The sequence below is a fragment of the Herbaspirillum sp. Sphag64 genome (assembly GCF_014192645.1).
Lineage (GTDB): Bacteria > Pseudomonadota > Gammaproteobacteria > Burkholderiales > Burkholderiaceae_D > Herbaspirillum.
The window spans coordinates 273,411-289,773 of the sequence record NZ_JACHYE010000002.1; the positions used below are offsets into that span (position 1 = coordinate 273,411).

The window sequence follows — 16,363 nt, forward strand, 5'->3', positions numbered from 1 at the left end:
CTTCCTTCTATTCACTTTTCCCTCTTCCATTTTTACGTATCGAACAAATGCGTCAAACTAAGACCTAGAGTTTTTTTGACTTCGTTCGAAAAATGTGACGGCGATGCATATCCATGCGCCATTGCCACATCGGTGATTGATTGTTGGCGTTCTATGAACGCAAGAACTGCTTTCGCTAAGCGCCAGTCGTTCAGAGATGACTTGGGGCTACTACCCAGTGACGCGCGAAAAATACGACGAAAGTGGCCTGCTGAAACACCATAGCGTGCACTGAGCGCCTCTACTTTTTCTCCCTGCCCCTCCTGCAGCAAGAAGGAAACCATTGAATAGGCTTCGGTGCGTCTCAGCAAACTCGCTATATCGCGGTATTCAGGTGTATTGCTCACTGCCATGCGTATAAATCTGGTTGTCATCTCTTTACCGCTTAGAGATGCTGCAGCAATCAATGCTGGCAGATCTGATTCGACCAAGTGGGGTTTTACCTCGCGCTGAGATACTGCCAGTGATCCAAGCGAAATTCCCATCGCTTGGTCAATGAATGCCTGTAGCTTGGTCAACGTTTTCACGTCCTTACTTTCCATAGTTTTCTACCCGGCGAGAGAGCAAATATCACCCTCATAAATCGTTCATAGAACAGTCGTTGAAGTACAGGGAAAGTTTATGCTGAGTGCGATTTTTGAAAAATAGGACTGGACTTAAATGCAATGACGTAGTCCTGAGACGATACTGAAAATATCTTTTATAACCTCCTGCGCATTCGGCTGCAGAGCACATCAATCCAATAAATTTACATATTATTTTTAGAAATATTACGAACTCATCTCAGCAGAATGTGTCCATCAGCACTGCCCAGTGCACGGTAAAGAGCTGCACCCTCTGATGCAGTCCCTATCTTTGAAGAAAGTAGCGATGCCCAACAACATCAGTCCAGGAAGCTATGTCGCTTCAATTCCGGATGTCAATCATTCTCCGCAACCCAATTCGACGGATATTGGAGACGTTCCAAATTTGCGTAAAGAATTTTCTGGTTTATCGAATTCATCTCAGCGATTTGTTCCCCACACACCCGATGACCGTGAAATAGGCGAATCGCCAGTTAGTCAACATCAGGGCAATAAGGCGATATCGTCACAGCTAAGCGCAAATAGCAATCAAAGTAGTGCCGAGTCCAGTGATGTCTCAATTGAGGTTGAGCAAATCGAGAAGCTAACCAAGGACCTGTCTGGTATTACAACGGGCTCATCCGTGCCTAACCGATCGAAAGGAGAAAGGTCAAAATTGTCTAGTAATATAAGAAAACGTCTCTGCCCAATCTCAACACCAATTACGCAAGCGCTTCGAGTCGGCCTTTGCACTGGGGCAGGACGCACAGCGAGCTGGCTTGTAAATCAAAACCTTCCGTCAAGCTTGGGCTCCATGACGGCGCCATTAGGCATCGGCACTAGCATACTCAGATCTGGAGGCACCTACGCGCTGATACATAACGCCTCTCGTTCGGTCGAGAGCAAATTAGCACGTCGAGCAGCACGGGTCGGCGGCGTTCTTTGTAGTGCCCTGATGTTGGCACCAGCCTTGTATGTTGGGAGAAATCCGTCATCGGCTCTAGCCAAGCATATCTTGCGCAACAATATGGCTGATCTGGCTTATGTCGCTGTTCGCGATCCGCTTCAAAATATGCTGCGTAATTTTGGTCCCCGCGTATCGCTCAGCGCCAAAGCATCTCCGGGCTCGCCCAACCTGCCCGCATTCGTCCCACTGAGCGTGGTGTATGCAGTATCAGCGGCTTTATGGTTACTAGCATTTAAAACGCAAATCGACCCAGTATCACTGACACTTGGTCCACTTGCCTATAGCGCCATCCATACAATCGCGCCGGCGGCAGTGATCGAAGCCACTGAGGCGGCAGCGTCCACCGTCATATTTTCAGCGTTTCCTGGCTCGCTTCAATTTAACAATTTCTCAATAGAGATACCACAACCGCATGTCTTCTTGACGACGGCAGCGATGCGAATTTTTGCGACCGGGCTACTGCAGCTTGGCAATTATGTCGCACATCTCTTTTTCGATATGCCAGAAGGTATGCCCATTATTGCGTTCGGTATTGTGATGTTTTTTCTGGAATGGCTAGGTGCAGTAGCGCAACAGGCTATTGTGAATATTTCAGCAATAGAGTCTCAAAATCCACCCATAACTGAAATAGACACCCACGAATCAGAATCCGATGGCATTCGCTTACAATCCAGATAACTTACTTTCCTGTACCAGCTAATCGGAGTGGCTTCGCTTTGAGGATCTGATATTGCTTGACCACTTTCTGGGCATAACGATCACGCAATTCATCACGTTGCTTGCCTAATCCAGCACCTGCGTTGTATGCACCGACAGCACGCCATGTATACCCAAAACGCGCGATGAATTGGGCCAGAATTTCGGCGCCAACCATTACTGATAGACAAGAATCGCTCAATAACAATTCGCGTGTGACGCCTTGCTTCTCAAGCCGTTGAAGGTGCGAACTATTGATCTGCATGAGACCAATATCTTGTGTTCCATTTCGGTTGACATTCACAGCCTTCGGGTTCATCGATGACTCGACGTACGCGATCGCTTCGAGTAACAAAGGGTCAATGGCGTGCTTCTTGCCTGCCTCATCAAAGCATCTGGCGTGTACATTCGTCATGGCAAGCAGTATTACCATTGTCGATAGTATGTAACGTAAGACTAGTCGTTTCGACGCGGAGATCGGATTCCATATGTCTGTCATTGTTTAGCAAAGCCAATGGTGATATCTGAGCTTTTCATCTAAAGCTATCCACTTTTCGCACATGCTAAAAGCTGAAAACATAGTAGCGAATACAGCTCCCTGAGAAAACCGGACAGCGATCAATTGATTGGCTCAAACACTAGGTCTGGTACCAAATGCAGGTTTTTAACTCTCCGTTTGATTTATATGTTTGCAAACCGGATGACTTAGACAGCAATTGTAATGGCCTAATGGTTTACTGCATTCTTGGTACTGGTCGCGTTTCATTGCGCGATTTATGTTGTCAGCATCATTCAACACAAGGAAGTGCAATGCAAAGAAACGTTTTTCTGGCTGGTGCTGCCGGCGCGATTGGCAGCAGACTAGGACCAATGTTGGTGGCTGCAGGCTATGCTGTCAGTGGTACCACAAGAAGTCCAGAACGTGCACTGGAGCTTGAGTCGAAGGGAGTTACTCCGATCCTGGTAAATGTATTTGACCGTGATGCCCTGATTGAGGCCGTTGTACGGTGTGCCCCTTCGGTAGTGATCCATCAACTGACGGATTTACCGAACAATTTGGACCCTGCATTGATGAACGATGCCGTCGTGAAAAATGCGAGAATTCGCCGTGAGGGAACCCGCAATCTGGTGGATGCTGCGCTGGCTGCGAGTTGTCCTAGAATCATTGCACAGAGTATTGCCTGGGCATATGCGCCATCAACACTATCTTGCAAGGAGGAGGCAGAACTTGATACGCACGCCACAGGCGCAAGGAAGATCAGCATCGATGGCGTGATTGCGCTCGAAACCTGCTTGCTGACAACACCAGGTCTGGTCACCACGTTACTCAGGTATGGACAGCTTTACGGTCCAGGCACCGCCCATCTGAAAGTGAACGGCAGTGTCCCGATACATATCGATGCCGCTGCTCACGCAGCGATACTGGCATTGAAACAAGATGCGTCTGGCATCTTCAACATTACGGAAGATAGCGCAAGTGTGAGCAATCACAAAGCACGCGCTATATTGGGATGGACTCCTGATTTTCGGCTATAGTCATCATGCGTATATGCATGAAACGTCGGACATATGCAGCAAGAGGTAGCACGGTGCCATCCGACTATCAGGATTGGCTCCAACCGATCCACTTTAACAAGGTCGCTCCGAATAGATTGATCAGCAAGCCAATCATCAGCAAGATTGCACCTGCCAATTGAACGGCCCCCAACACTTCGTGAAAACTCAACCAGCCAGTGGTCAACCCAACCAGAGGTACTAGCAAACTAAAAGGAGCGACCCGGTTGATCGGATAGCGCGAAAGCAGGAAATTCCAGGCCGCATACCCAAACAAAGTGGATGCCCAGGCAATATAAATTACTGCGCCCAATGATTGCAAACTGAAATGCTGCACCGATTGCCATATCGCTGACCCACCATCAACGTACCAAGCCAATGCCAGCAGTGGCATTGGTGGCACCAGGCTTGACCACACAACGAATGCCAGTTGGTTCATAGGGCCATATCGTCCGACCGCACGGCTGACGATATTGCCACAAGCCCACATGACCGCTGCTGCAATAGTCAGCAGAAATCCTGTCAACGGCATGGCGACACCATGTGCACTGCCAATCAGGATCAGGCCGCCAGCTGCCAGTAACAGACCGACAAGTTGATTGGCATGCCACTTCTCTTTGAGAAAAAATGCAGTCAGCAACAAGGTAAATAATGCTTGGGATTGCAATACCAGTGATGCCAGACCAGAAGGCATGCCCACGTGAATTGCGGTAAACAAAAAGGCAAACTGGCCAACAGAGATCGTCATGCCATAGGCGATGTATAGCCGCAGCGGTACCTTGGGTGGCCGCAGAAAAAGAAGCGCCGGGAATGCCGCAAGTACAAAGCGTACGGCTGCCAGCAACAAGGGAGGGACGCCATGAAGGCCTACTTTGATGATGGCAAAGTTGACACCCCACACCGCAATGATAATTAACGCCAAACCAAGGTGCGCAGGCCGCATCGCTGTTGTAGTCATTGAACATTCCGCCCTATTTGATTTCCGGCGGTATTGAACCGGAAGACAAAACGCGGCAAGCGAATCGTTGAAGATGAGGAGAGGTTATCGACACGTTTCTTGGCAATGGCAATTGCAGAGAGCATGATAGATTCCAGAAGGAAATATCTAAAACATCATCTTATCTGCTTGCTACAAAATCGCACAGAGTCACTTTGCACCAGTACAGTTAAGGTATTTCACTTGGTCTGGCAACCGCGAATAAAAAACCCGCGAAACCATGACGATTCGCGGGTCTGCTTAATTTGGTGCCGGTATATTTCCCGACCGCCGGCTCCGGTAGGTGCAATACTGAATTGCGCGATGCTCGGCATTGTAGGAAACAGTTTTTACAGGAATATGACCAATTCCTGAACTAGAGAAATGTGCCCAAAACGACACAAGGATCAACAAACGAGAAATGCAAGAAGTCCCAGAAGCCGTTACTTTATTCTTTCAGCAATGCAATGGCATCCTCTGCGACACTGCGCAAATTGTTGATAGTGGCATTAAGCTCAGCCAACTCACCCGCGCTGGGTGGCAAATCCATCCCCCCTTTGACCTGCGACGCTTTGACGATGGTCGCCGCCATATGCCATGCCGCGCGGTTGTGTGCATTGATCAATTCTTTGCGGATACGCTCCAGCGCAATTTTCTTGGTGTCGTCCATCTCGGCTTTCTGCAATCAAAACAAGGAGACCATGGCGGCCACGCGCATTTCAGTGCGGAAATATAGTACATGAAAACTTTCCTGCTCTACGCTGGAAAGAATTTGCAATGATTTCCTGTTACCTCTCATTACTTTATCCAACTACTTCGTAACCGGCGAGTCATTTACAATTGCTTCACACATCATTCAAGACTGTCATTTTCGATCTCAGGAGAACCCAGGCATGCATCGCTTGCATCCATCCCTATCTATTTCCTTCATGACTACCCTGATACCATTAAGCATTCTGGTCTCCATGGCAGGTTGTGCATCTTCAAAGCCTTCTTTGTATCATCAGGAAGATTTCAGTGAAACAGATACCTATTCGCGTACTTTCAGCGTCAATGATGCAGCCTCGTGTGAGGCTGCTCGTCGCGCCTTGCTTGGACAGGGTTATATCATCAGCAAAGCGCAAACAAATTTGATTGACGGCACCAAGAGCTTCCAGCCTGAGGCTGATCAACATGTCGAGATTGCATTCCACATCGTGTGTGCATCTAATGGCAAGGCAGATCGCTCTAGTGCCGTATTCGTCAGCGCGACGCAAGATCGCTATGCACTCAAGAAAACAAATAACTCGGCCAGCCTAGGCTTGAGCGTGTTGGGCTCTGTCTCCATGCCGTTCAGCTCTAGCGATGACTCTATGGTGAAGGTTGCGAGTGAAACCATCCGGGCTGCTGATTTTTATGACCGTTTCTTCGGAGCCGTGGAACGCTATCTGACACCAGGCGAAGACACCCTTGACGGTATCAATCAACATCAACTCGATGGACCTGTCGGAGTATCGGATAAAAAAGACACGCATTAAGCCAGATGCCAGTAATTGCTGCCGCCAGCATTGACTCTTCTGGCGAGCGATGCCTGATTTTGAGGCGGGAACAAATATTTAATAAAATCAATAACTTGCACTTTCACAAACAAGTTATCCACATAGTTGCCCACATTTTTTGTGGGTAACTATGTGAAATTGACTGCGTTCGTCACCACTAGCCCGCAGCTAGAGATACCACTGGCAACCAGTTAAACCGATCCGCACTCAATAGACGATGCAGCCGTATTTATGCTGCATCACGGATCGCCGAGATCGATTGCGTCGTCCTCAGATTCGCCAGCTTGCTCACGGTGCTGGCGCAGGCTTGCGCAACTTCACGCCCCTTGACCACAAAGTGTTCATGGAAAAACTGTTGATGTTCACCATGTGAGTGGAAATGGTGAGGGGTAAGCACTGCTGAAAACACCGGTACCTCAGTTTCCAGCTGCACTTGCATCAGTGCACTAATCACAGACTGCGCTACAAAATCATGGCGATAGATACCGCCGTCGACGACGAGGCCAGACGCAACAATACCAGCGTATTGGCCTGTTTTTGCCAGTACTTTGGCATGTAACGGAATTTCGAATGCGCCAGGCAATTCAAAAAAATCAATCGACGTCGCTGGAAAGCCCTGCTTAGCCATTTCAGTCGTAAACGAAAGACGACATTGATCAACGATTTCCTTATGCCAGCTAGCCTGAATAAAGGCTATACGTTGCCTGACTGCGCCATGAGGCTCAATTTGCTGAGAGGGAACTACAGATGGATGTGGCATTGATTCAGGACTCCTGTTTGTTGAAAAAACAGGGCGCGTGGGAAGACGGCTGCTCAAACGCCAAGGCGCCTGAATACAGCGGAAATCCCGTTCTCTTTTATCCGGACTATGACCGTCGGCTCTGGCATCTCACCAGATCTGCTGACCTTGCCTGGTCATTGCGGTAAACACAATGGTCAGGCAAGCGCTCGCGGGCTCGTCATTCCTGTTTCGCAAGCGAAGCAATAACGACATCACCGCCGGTGGGGAATTACGCCCCGCCCCGAGAACATCATGATCAAAAAATTGCACATGGATTTCGTGCAAATTTTTGTCAGCAGGGAATTTATCACGATTCAAAATTTACTGCAGGCGGGCCTTGCGAATATCAATGCTTGAGCAGCGGTATCACTGCTCAATATGCAGGTAATCAGGAAAAGGAAATAGCAAATGTGGAAATGACGAGATAAGGCCGTAGAAAGCCTATAACTGCAAAGTCAAAACCTCTCCGAAAGCAATTGCCTGGGTGTTGGTAGCGGCATGCATGGCCATCTGCAGCACTGGTAAATTCTGCGCACGGGCCTGTAACAGACGAATCGTTCCGGCATGGCAGACAATAATAGCCTGACCATGACCGCGCTGTAGCAGATCTCCGCAAAACGAATCGATGCGTTGAGCAACGTTCAATACGTTTTCACCACCACCAGGGCGATAGCCTACGACATCGGAAGCCCATTGGTCGATTTCCTCACGGGGCAAATCATCCCAGGCACGCTGCTCCCAGCTGCCAAAATGCATTTCCATCAGTCGCGGGTCATAGCGAACCGGGCCTGCATTCAACGCTGCCGCCAGCGGCTCAGCCAGGAATACGCAACGTTGCAAGGGACTGGAATAGAGAGGCACATAAGGTGGCAACGCTGGACTGACATTCTCCAATACTGATCGGCACTCCTCTTCGGTCACGGCAAGATCGCTACTTCCATAGCACAGACCTTTATCGATCACTGGCAAGGGATGACGAATGAGATGCAGCAGCATATTCAACCTTTCTGTTCATAAAGAAAGCGCCGGCGACAACCCAGCCAACAGGCCAATATATATCGCCACTTCGCTCAATTGTTGCACCGCTCCAAGGCAGTCACCGGTATATCCTCCGAGGCGACGCTGAAACAATCGCACGAGAAACATAACAGCAACCAGAGCTACCGCTGAAGCCAGTAGCAATGCAGACCACGGTAACCAGCCTGACATCCCGCAAAGCATCAGAGGACACAGAGCGGTCAGCGTTGAGACGACAAACTCGATCACGGTCATCTGCTGCACCATTGGCTTGGCCTTACCTTCTTCGCGCACATACTTCATGCCCCAGATCAAACCTGCGACGCAACCTCGCGAAAAGGGATGTGCCACCAGTAAGGCTGGCGCGATCTTCTCAACCGGCAAACTCGTCAGTGTGACAAGCTTGACTGCCACCAGCAAAACCAGGCCAAGCACACCAAAAGTACCGAGGCGAGAATCACGCATGATCTCCATCACACGCTGAGGCTGAGATCCTCCACCAAAACCATCGCAAACATCCGCGAAACCATCCTCATGCAATGCTCCGGTGAAATAAATGCCAGCCACCGTTGAAAGCAATATTGCAACCGACTTCGGCAGACAGTATACAAGGATGGCGTAGACCCCGGCACACAAGATTGCGATAAGTAATCCTACTGCGGGCAAATATCTTGTGGCTCGGGATAACCATTGCGGATCAAAACCAACCCAACGTGGTATTGGCAGACGCGTAAAAAATTGCACCGCGGTAAAAAACAGCCGCAACTGGTATTTCACACCACTAGACTTGACCAATGATGCCTCGGAAGATGGCCTGCCCTCCTGATCCACTTCAGACACTCTTCTCGCTTACCTGCGCCGATGAAAATGTCGCCATCTGCGCCAGGAAATTCACTGCAGCATGCAGCAGTGGCAGCGCCAACGCACTACCAGTTCCCTCTCCCAGACGCAGATCCAACTGCATCAGTGGGCGAGCTTGCAAATAACTGAGCATACGACGATGGCCTTGCTCATCGGAACAGTGGGAAAAAAGGCAATATTCCAGAATGGCAGGTTCTAACGTCGCCGCGACCAACAATGCAGACGTCACAATGAAACCATCCACGAGGATGACCATGCGTCGCTCTGCTGCCTTCAACATGGCGCCGGTAATCATGGCAATTTCAAATCCGCCAAATGTTCGCAACACCTCCAGCGCAGTCGCCGTTTCTGATTGGGCAGCATGAAAAGCAACTGCCCGCTCGATGACCTGCAGCTTGTGGCGAATTCCCGCAGCGTCCAGTCCGGTGCCTGCCCCGACGCACTCAGACAAATCAATGTCGGTGAGCTTGTGCATGATGGCGGCCGCAGCAGTAGTATTACCGATGCCCATTTCACCAAAACCGATCACTTCGGCATCAAGTGCTGCGACCAGATCCATACCGCGTTGGACTGCCTGCTCACATTGCGCGACGGTCATCGCTGGCTCGATGGCAAAATTTCGCGTTCCGTAGGCGATTTTGTGAGACATCAGTCCGGCGCGCTGTCCAAAATCATGGTTGACGCCCGCATCAACAATATGTAATGCACATTGATTCTGACGCGCGAAGACATTAATGGCGGCGCCCTCGGCCAGAAAATTCTCTACCATTTGCCACGTCACGCTTTGCGGATAAGCCGATACGTTCTCTTCCACGATGCCGTGATCGGCTGCAAATACGATAATGGCAGCACGATCAATACACGGTTTTACGGAATTTTGGATCCGGCCAATACGACTGGCGATGAACTCCAGCACCCCCAAACTCCCTTGAGGCTTGGTCTTGTTATCAATCGCGGACTGCAAGGCAGTTATTAACTGCTCATCGCGCGTAGTAGGTATAGTTGGAATGCGCATAAACGAATATATCTCTCACCGACAGCTTAAAGCAGTCACTGTCAGCCTAAGCAACATCGGCAATAATGGAAATAATAAAAGAATAATTTTGCGCGTCATTGTACGATTCTGCTTGATCGCGCCGCTGACGCCTCGCTGACAGACTCTATTTTTTCAACGCATGCAGCAGCGCCTTGGTCAGGTCCTCGATCGCGAACTTCGCTACATACCCATCCGCACCAATATTCTTGACATGCTCTTCATTGGTGGAACCCGACAAGGATGAGTGAATCACGACCGGAATCGCTTTCAGTCGATCATCTCTCTTGATGTTACGTGTCAAGGTAAAGCCATCCATTTCGGGCATCTCGAGATCGGTCAGGACCAGCGCAACGCGATCGGTAATTGGTACGGACTGCTCACGGGTTTCGTGATTGACTTGTACCAACCGCTCCCAGGCTTCCTTACCTGTCTTGAACATTTCAAACGGTAAGCCCATCGCTTGTAAGCCCTGCTCAACCAGTGAGCGAGCGACTCTGGAATCATCTGCAGCAATAATGACCGAGCCTGGTTTGAGAGTAATCTTCTCCATACCAACCAGATCCATATCGCGTTCGACCGGCATAATTTCATGCAAGATTTGTTCAACATCCAGCACCTGCGCCAGACGACTCCCACTTTCGTCATCGTCAAGGCGCGCGATACTGGTGACGAAGTTTCCTCCCGCCTTGGTCTCGGCTGAAAGTACCTGGCTCCACTCCAGCCGGACGATTTCCTCGACTGACTCGACGGCAAACGCCTGAGTACTCCGCGCATATTCAGTCACCAGCAAAATATTAAGACCGGTTTTGGGGACACAGCCCACGACACTAGGCAAGTCAATGACTGAAATAATCTGACCGCGAATATTCACCATACCCAGCATTGGCGACTGGGTACCCGCTGCGGTCGTGATATGCGGCATGGGAACGATTTCCCGAATCTTGAATACATTGATGCCGAACAGTTCCGAACGCACGCCATGTGGATCAGCACCCAGACGAAAAAGCAATAGTTCAAACTTGTTTGAACTAGTCAGGTTCGTTCTTTCGTCAATCTCTTTTTGAAAAGCATCCATGTTCAGCCCTCCCCCGTACCATCAAAACAGTTATTCGAACCAACAATCACGCCAATGTAAAGCGTAATGTCTGGAAAAACAATTCAATCTCCGCGAAACGTTAATAAATCGCTCTTTTTAGCAGTGATATTGACATGCCAGACCTTGGAACTTCCAAAATTGCAAAACACGGCACGTGATTCTGCTTGTCCCCACTAGGAAATGCGGGAGTCAATAGAGATGAGCATTGAGGAAAGACGAAAAAAAAGGAAGCTCGTCAATGAGCTTCCTTTTTCCAAATTTGGAGCGGGAGAAGAGTCTCGAACTCTCGACCTATACCTTGGCAAGGTATCGCTCTACCAACTGAGCTACTCCCGCATAGAGAGGTAATACAGTAATACTTTTGACATTAACTAAGCAATATCAAAATGTCGTTCTGGAATAACTGACACTTGCCTATGCCACCAGAATTCGTTTTTCACAAGGCACTAGCGCCACCAGCCAGCAAAATAAACGAAGAAAAAGAGTATATACAGTTTCAAGAAAGTTGACAAGCACCGCACAGAAAATCAATCAATTTGATTTGCACTTCACTATGCCAACTAAAACTAAAAATAATTCGATTTTTTTTTGAGAATCAGCTGATGGCGCTGATAACAGCGACTTCATAGACTTGCCCCTACCGAACACCATCCTTTTTCTTGCACAAAAAGATGGCCGGACCTCAATACTCCCGCCGAGATCGACTACATCACCATCGACAGAATAAGTGCGTAGCTCCGTCAACAGAGATACGGCTGGATATTTTTTTAATCGTTAGCTAAGGATTTTGATGAATTCACGTATTTTGACCATTTCAATCGGCGCCTGTCTGCTGGCGGCCTCGACTTACGCCAATGCCGCCACCCCAGAAAAGGAAGGTTGGTATCTAGGCGCAGGTATCGGATACAGTCACTACAAGGTCCCAAAACCTGAAGAAATTTACGAAGACGGCGAGCTGAAAAATAGTGGCACCGGGGTGAAGCTCTATGGCGGCTATCAGTTCAACAATATCTGGGCGGTCGAATTTGAGTATGTCGAATTCGGAACCTCTACCTACAAGACGCATGCAAGCGCCTATCCTTCAAACGAGATCAGGATTACCAGCTCAGGTATTGGCATTAGCGGAGTTGGCAATCTCCCACTATCAAATGAATTCAGTGTATTCGGCAAACTTGGAGCACTCACCAGATTCTCGAGAGTGCATGGACAAAAAGACTACGTCGAGGGGGGCCCGGAAAATCAGATCACGTCACAGACCTACAAGAGCACTTCAATTGCACCGATGCTGGGACTTGGCGCTGAGTACCACCTAACACAAAACGTGAGCTTACGAGCAGAGTATGAATATTTTGGAAAATCCAAGCTGAAAGACACCGATTTCAAATTGGGCAACGAACTGCTGAGCATCGGCGTGCGCTACAATTTTTAAGCAAACTTAGTCGGACCAGTGCATGACCTAGCCACATACAAAAGGCATGTTAGGTACAAACCACGCAAAAAAAGCCCGCGATTTGCGGGCTTTTTTATATTACCTGAATCTTGGAGGCGGGGGTCGGGATCGAACCGGCGTAGACGGCTTTGCAGGCCGCTGCATAACCACTTTGCTACCCCGCCTAAGGGGACGCGTGACAGACGCAGTACAACAAACTGTTGGCGCTAAGGAAATTTCCTTACTACACACCAAGAGCCATATGCTCATAATAAAAAAAGGAAGCGCACTGAACGCTTCCTTTATGTATTCTGGAGCGGGAGAAGAGTCTCGAACTCTCGACCTATACCTTGGCAAGGTATCGCTCTACCAACTGAGCTACTCCCGCATCGAACAACCAGGAACCACTGCTGTTCAAAGAAGGCCATATTGTATATCGACATGAAGTGTCGCGCAAGGCCATTCCGAGAAAAATTGCACTGAAAGCAAAACAGCACCCGTCATTAATGCAACTAAGTTGCATTTAAAACGAACTCGGATTAAGATGCCCACATCGTAAATGCAACTTTGTTGCAAATAAAATCCGCGACCATGCATATTCCTTTTCATACCCCTCATTCACAGGCACCTCCCGAAGCCACCCATTGAGTCAGCAATATCACTCCCAGCGAAATTGGTTGCGAGTGATCACCTCAACCACTTGAATCCCACCATGAATACACGCTTGCTAAAACTAAGCGCGCTGGTTGCGCTCGCCTACACAACATCGACTTCAGCAAGCCAGGCTGAATCGCTTTCTCAACCGATCACGCCCACCATCGCAGAGCAACAAGGACAGACGCAAAACGACACGCCAAAATCAGATGGCACCTCAACCGAAGCATTACCGGTCATTGAAGTCTCAAGCGATCGTCTTAATGGTGTGCGCAACAGCATTCAGGTAGAAACAGGAAGTAGCACCTACCACATCAGCCACAAGGATATCGAATCACTCCCACTGGGAGAAGATAGCTCCTTCAACCAGGTCTTGCTGCAAGCGCCAGGCGTTGCACAAGACTCGTATGGCCAGTTACATGTGCGTGGAGATCATGCAAACCTGCAGTACCGTCTCAACGGCATCCTGCTACCAGAGAGCATCTCCGGATTTGGTCAAACCCTGGACACGCATTTTATCGATAGTGTCAACCTGATTACTGGCGCATTACCAGCGCAATACGGCTATCGCACAGCAGGCATCGTGGATATCCAAACGAAAACCGGGCAACTGACACCAGAGGGCAATATCGGCATCGTCGTCGGCAGCAACAATACCCGCCAATTGAATATAGATACGAGCGGCACCGTCAACGGTATTAACTATTATCTTTCTGGCTCTCTGAATGCCAACAATCTCGGCATTGAGAACCCTACAAGTTCCTCTTCGCCACTGCATGACCGCACAGTGCAAAACAAGGGATTCGGCTATTTTTCATATCTGATCAACCCAGACACACGGATCAGCTTGATTTTAGCCAACACCAACAGTCGCTTTCAGATACCCAATACTGCTGGCGAAACACCAAGCTACCCACTACCCGGGGTTAATATTGCGTCTGCTAATCTGCATGAAACCCAGCGCGAAACGAATCGCTACGAAATTATTTCTTTGCAAGGTGCCGTTGGCGACGATATCGATTACCAGATCGCCCTTTTCAGCCGCTATACCAGCGTGTCCTATCAACCAGATAATTACGGCGACCTGATTTATACCGGCGTCACTAGCCAGGTCTCCCGCTCGGGACTGGCCAATGGCCTGCAACTGGATACCGGTTACAGGCTCAACGACAATCACACTCTACGTGCGGGACTATCAACAACCAGGGAAAAGCTCTCCAACAGCGACCAGTCTCTGACACTGCCTGCCGATGCTGATGGCAATCCAACCAGCACAACACCGATCTCGATCAGCGATAGCGCAAGTAAAGTCACAACACAAAGCGGAATTTACCTGCAAGACGAATGGAAACTCACCGACAAGCTCACCCTCAATTACGGCGCCCGCTTTGATCAAATCAATGCCTATGTCACCGGCAGCCAATTGAGTCCGCGAATTGGCATGGTATTTCAAATGACCCCCGATACCACCTTGCACGCTGGCTATGCGCGATACTTCACGCCACCAGCCAATGAATTGATACCGGCCTCTACCGTTGCCAGCTTTGAAGGGACAACCGGGGCTGCGGCAAGTAGCCAGAACGGCGCGGTACAACCTGAACGATCCAATACTTACGATATAGGAGTGTCCCACAAGGTATCCGAAACACTAACACTGGGCGCAGATGCCTATTACAAGCAAGTCACGAATTTACTTGATGAAGGACAGTTCGGATCTGCCCTGCTCTACACGCCCTTCAATTATGCGCAAGGCAAGATCTACGGACTGGAGCTCACCCTCAACTATCGTCAGGATGACTTGTCTGCCTATTTCAATCTGGCGCGTTCAACCGCACTGGGCAAGAACATTATTTCAAGCCAATATAATTTCACGCAGGCAGAACTGAATTACATTGCCAATAATTGGGTACATCTGGATCATGACCAGAAGCTCACTGCATCGGCAGGTGTTTCCTACCTCTATCGTGGCACCACTTATAGTGGCGACGCCATCGCTGGTAGCGGCTTGCGCAGCGGCTTCGCAAACAGCGAACACTTGCCCTTCTACACCACCTTCAATCTGGCAGCGTCGCGCACCTTCGACGATTCCCCTATCGGAAAAGTGACGCTGCGTTTGAGCGTCGTCAATCTACTCGATGCAACCTATGAAATTCGAGATGGCAGCGGCATTGGTGTCGGCGCACCACAATATGGACAGCGACGCGGATTTTATCTGGCGATGTCCAAGCATTTCTGAATCTCCGCTTGATGAGACAACAGCGCCGCAGACAGATGTTTATCTGCGCGCTGTGGAGTAGAAAACCAAAACGGCGCAACCTTAGAATAACAAGAATGTGGACGAAAAAAAACAGGCACCGAAGTGCCTGTTTTTTACCGCATAGCTACTTAAGTAACTACACAAAGAATAATGGAGCGGGAGAAGAGTCTCGAACTCTCGACCTATACCTTGGCAAGGTATCGCTCTACCAACTGAGCTACTCCCGCATTGACAAGACCGCCACTATAGCGCCTTGGCAGAAAAAGTCAATACCTGATATTTGATTTATTGAGTTTTATTGAATCTTCTTGATCATCGGCCATGCCTTGCGCAGATAGTAAAACATCGACCAGACTGTCAGCAGAGCTGCCACCAGCATCAAGACATGCCCCCACAAGCGGGTATCAATGACGCCAAACAGCTCATCGTAGTACAGCAACATGGGAATGGCGATCATTTGCGCAGTCGTCTTGATCTTGCCCAAGGAACTGACTGCGACGGATTTCGATGCACCAATCTGCGCCATCCATTCACGCAGCGCCGAGATAGCGATTTCACGACCAATGATGATAAATGCCACTACGGGATGAACACGCCCAAGATGCAGCAGCACCAGCAAGGCACCCGTAACCATCAACTTGTCTGCCACCGGATCCAGAAAGGCACCAAATGCAGAAGTCTGATTCCAGCGACGAGCCAGAAAACCGTCGAACCAGTCAGTCGCAGCCGCCACAATAAAGATGATGGTCGATGCCATTCCTTGCTGATAGCGGCTCAGTCCGAGTTCGGGAACGTAGAACACACCGACAACCAAGGGAATCAGAGCGACCCGCAACCAGGTGAGCAAAATGGGAAAGTTAAATGGCATACCTTGAATTATTATCAGGAACTGCTGAGCA

General features: G+C 49.3%; 15 protein-coding genes, 4 tRNA genes and 1 riboswitch. Of the genes, 5 read left to right on the plus strand and 14 right to left on the minus strand.

What is annotated here, in order from left to right:
* Positions 1-32 precede the first annotated feature (32 nt).
* Positions 33-566: a helix-turn-helix domain-containing protein gene (locus FHW66_RS06220; protein ID WP_183378903.1), complete on the minus strand. Its 534-nt coding sequence runs from the start codon at positions 564-566 to the stop codon at positions 33-35.
* A gap of 343 nt (positions 567-909) precedes the next feature.
* Between FHW66_RS06220 and FHW66_RS06225 the strand changes: the two genes are divergently transcribed.
* Positions 910-2,247 (plus strand): hypothetical protein, encoded by a 1,338-nt coding sequence (locus tag FHW66_RS06225; protein WP_183378904.1) that lies wholly within the window; start codon positions 910-912, stop codon positions 2,245-2,247.
* 1 nt (position 2,248) lies between these two features.
* On the opposite strand, the gene FHW66_RS06230 is transcribed toward FHW66_RS06225, so the two are convergent.
* Positions 2,249-2,764, minus strand: a complete 516-nt coding sequence (locus FHW66_RS06230) for a lytic transglycosylase domain-containing protein (RefSeq protein WP_370543513.1) — start codon at positions 2,762-2,764, stop codon at positions 2,249-2,251.
* 311 nt (positions 2,765-3,075) lie between these two features.
* On the opposite strand from FHW66_RS06230, the gene FHW66_RS06235 reads away from it, so the two are divergent.
* Positions 3,076-3,801 carry an NAD(P)-dependent oxidoreductase gene (locus FHW66_RS06235; protein WP_183378906.1) on the plus strand — a complete coding sequence of 242 codons (726 nt, stop codon included), beginning with the start codon at positions 3,076-3,078 and terminating at the stop codon, positions 3,799-3,801.
* Between the two features lie 67 nt (positions 3,802-3,868).
* Here FHW66_RS06235 and FHW66_RS06240 read toward each other — a convergent pair whose 3' ends face one another.
* Positions 3,869-4,777 (minus strand): EamA family transporter, encoded by a 909-nt coding sequence (locus tag FHW66_RS06240; protein ID WP_255458840.1) that lies wholly within the window; start codon positions 4,775-4,777, stop codon positions 3,869-3,871.
* Between the two features lie 466 nt (positions 4,778-5,243).
* Positions 5,244-5,465: a hypothetical protein gene (locus FHW66_RS06245; RefSeq protein ID WP_183378907.1), complete on the minus strand. Its 222-nt coding sequence runs from the start codon at positions 5,463-5,465 to the stop codon at positions 5,244-5,246.
* A 223-nt stretch (positions 5,466-5,688) separates the two neighbouring features.
* On the opposite strand from FHW66_RS06245, the gene FHW66_RS06250 reads away from it, so the two are divergent.
* The gene (locus FHW66_RS06250; RefSeq protein ID WP_183378908.1) at positions 5,689-6,312 is read left to right on the plus strand and encodes a DUF2242 domain-containing protein; all 624 of its coding nucleotides are present in this window, start codon (positions 5,689-5,691) and stop codon (positions 6,310-6,312) included.
* A 250-nt stretch (positions 6,313-6,562) separates the two neighbouring features.
* Here the strand turns inward: FHW66_RS06250 and FHW66_RS06255 are convergent, their stop codons facing one another.
* The 6 genes from FHW66_RS06255 to FHW66_RS06280 all read right to left on the minus strand — a co-directional run bounded on the left by FHW66_RS06255 (position 6,563) and on the right by FHW66_RS06280 (position 11,460).
* Positions 6,563-7,093, minus strand: coding sequence for a 6,7-dimethyl-8-ribityllumazine synthase (locus tag FHW66_RS06255; RefSeq protein WP_183378909.1), 531 nt, complete (start codon positions 7,091-7,093; stop codon positions 6,563-6,565).
* 85 nt (positions 7,094-7,178) lie between these two features.
* A riboswitch (FMN riboswitch) is annotated at positions 7,179-7,367 on the minus strand.
* A gap of 188 nt (positions 7,368-7,555) precedes the next feature.
* Complete coding sequence (locus FHW66_RS06260) at positions 7,556-8,110, minus strand: histidine phosphatase family protein (RefSeq protein ID WP_183378910.1); 555 nt, start codon at positions 8,108-8,110, stop codon at positions 7,556-7,558.
* A gap of 15 nt (positions 8,111-8,125) precedes the next feature.
* A complete protein-coding gene (locus tag FHW66_RS06265; protein ID WP_370543514.1) occupies positions 8,126-8,971 on the minus strand; it encodes an adenosylcobinamide-GDP ribazoletransferase in 846 nt (281 codons plus the stop codon).
* The gene (gene cobT / locus FHW66_RS06270; protein WP_183378911.1) at positions 8,964-10,007 is read right to left on the minus strand and encodes a nicotinate-nucleotide--dimethylbenzimidazole phosphoribosyltransferase; all 1,044 of its coding nucleotides are present in this window, start codon (positions 10,005-10,007) and stop codon (positions 8,964-8,966) included. The genes FHW66_RS06265 and cobT overlap by 8 nt, the downstream gene beginning before the upstream one ends.
* 145 nt (positions 10,008-10,152) lie before the next feature.
* Positions 10,153-11,103, minus strand: a complete 951-nt coding sequence (locus FHW66_RS06275) for a chemotaxis protein (protein WP_183378912.1) — start codon at positions 11,101-11,103, stop codon at positions 10,153-10,155.
* Between the two features lie 281 nt (positions 11,104-11,384).
* A tRNA-Gly gene (locus FHW66_RS06280) sits at positions 11,385-11,460 on the minus strand.
* A gap of 454 nt (positions 11,461-11,914) precedes the next feature.
* On the opposite strand from FHW66_RS06280, the gene FHW66_RS06285 reads away from it, so the two are divergent.
* Positions 11,915-12,553 (plus strand): outer membrane beta-barrel protein, encoded by a 639-nt coding sequence (locus FHW66_RS06285; RefSeq protein ID WP_183378913.1) that lies wholly within the window; start codon positions 11,915-11,917, stop codon positions 12,551-12,553.
* A 111-nt stretch (positions 12,554-12,664) separates the two neighbouring features.
* On the opposite strand, the gene FHW66_RS06290 is transcribed toward FHW66_RS06285, so the two are convergent.
* Positions 12,665-12,738 (minus strand) — tRNA-Cys (locus FHW66_RS06290).
* A gap of 127 nt (positions 12,739-12,865) precedes the next feature.
* A tRNA-Gly gene (locus tag FHW66_RS06295) sits at positions 12,866-12,941 on the minus strand.
* 324 nt (positions 12,942-13,265) lie between these two features.
* Here FHW66_RS06295 and FHW66_RS06300 point away from each other — a divergent pair.
* The gene (locus tag FHW66_RS06300; RefSeq protein ID WP_183378914.1) at positions 13,266-15,443 is read left to right on the plus strand and encodes a TonB-dependent receptor; all 2,178 of its coding nucleotides are present in this window, start codon (positions 13,266-13,268) and stop codon (positions 15,441-15,443) included.
* Between the two features lie 172 nt (positions 15,444-15,615).
* Here the strand turns inward: FHW66_RS06300 and FHW66_RS06305 are convergent.
* A tRNA-Gly gene (locus FHW66_RS06305) sits at positions 15,616-15,691 on the minus strand.
* 68 nt (positions 15,692-15,759) lie between these two features.
* Positions 15,760-16,332, minus strand: coding sequence for a CDP-diacylglycerol--glycerol-3-phosphate 3-phosphatidyltransferase (gene pgsA / locus FHW66_RS06310; RefSeq protein ID WP_183378915.1), 573 nt, complete (start codon positions 16,330-16,332; stop codon positions 15,760-15,762).
* Between the last annotated feature and the right edge of the window lie 31 nt (positions 16,333-16,363).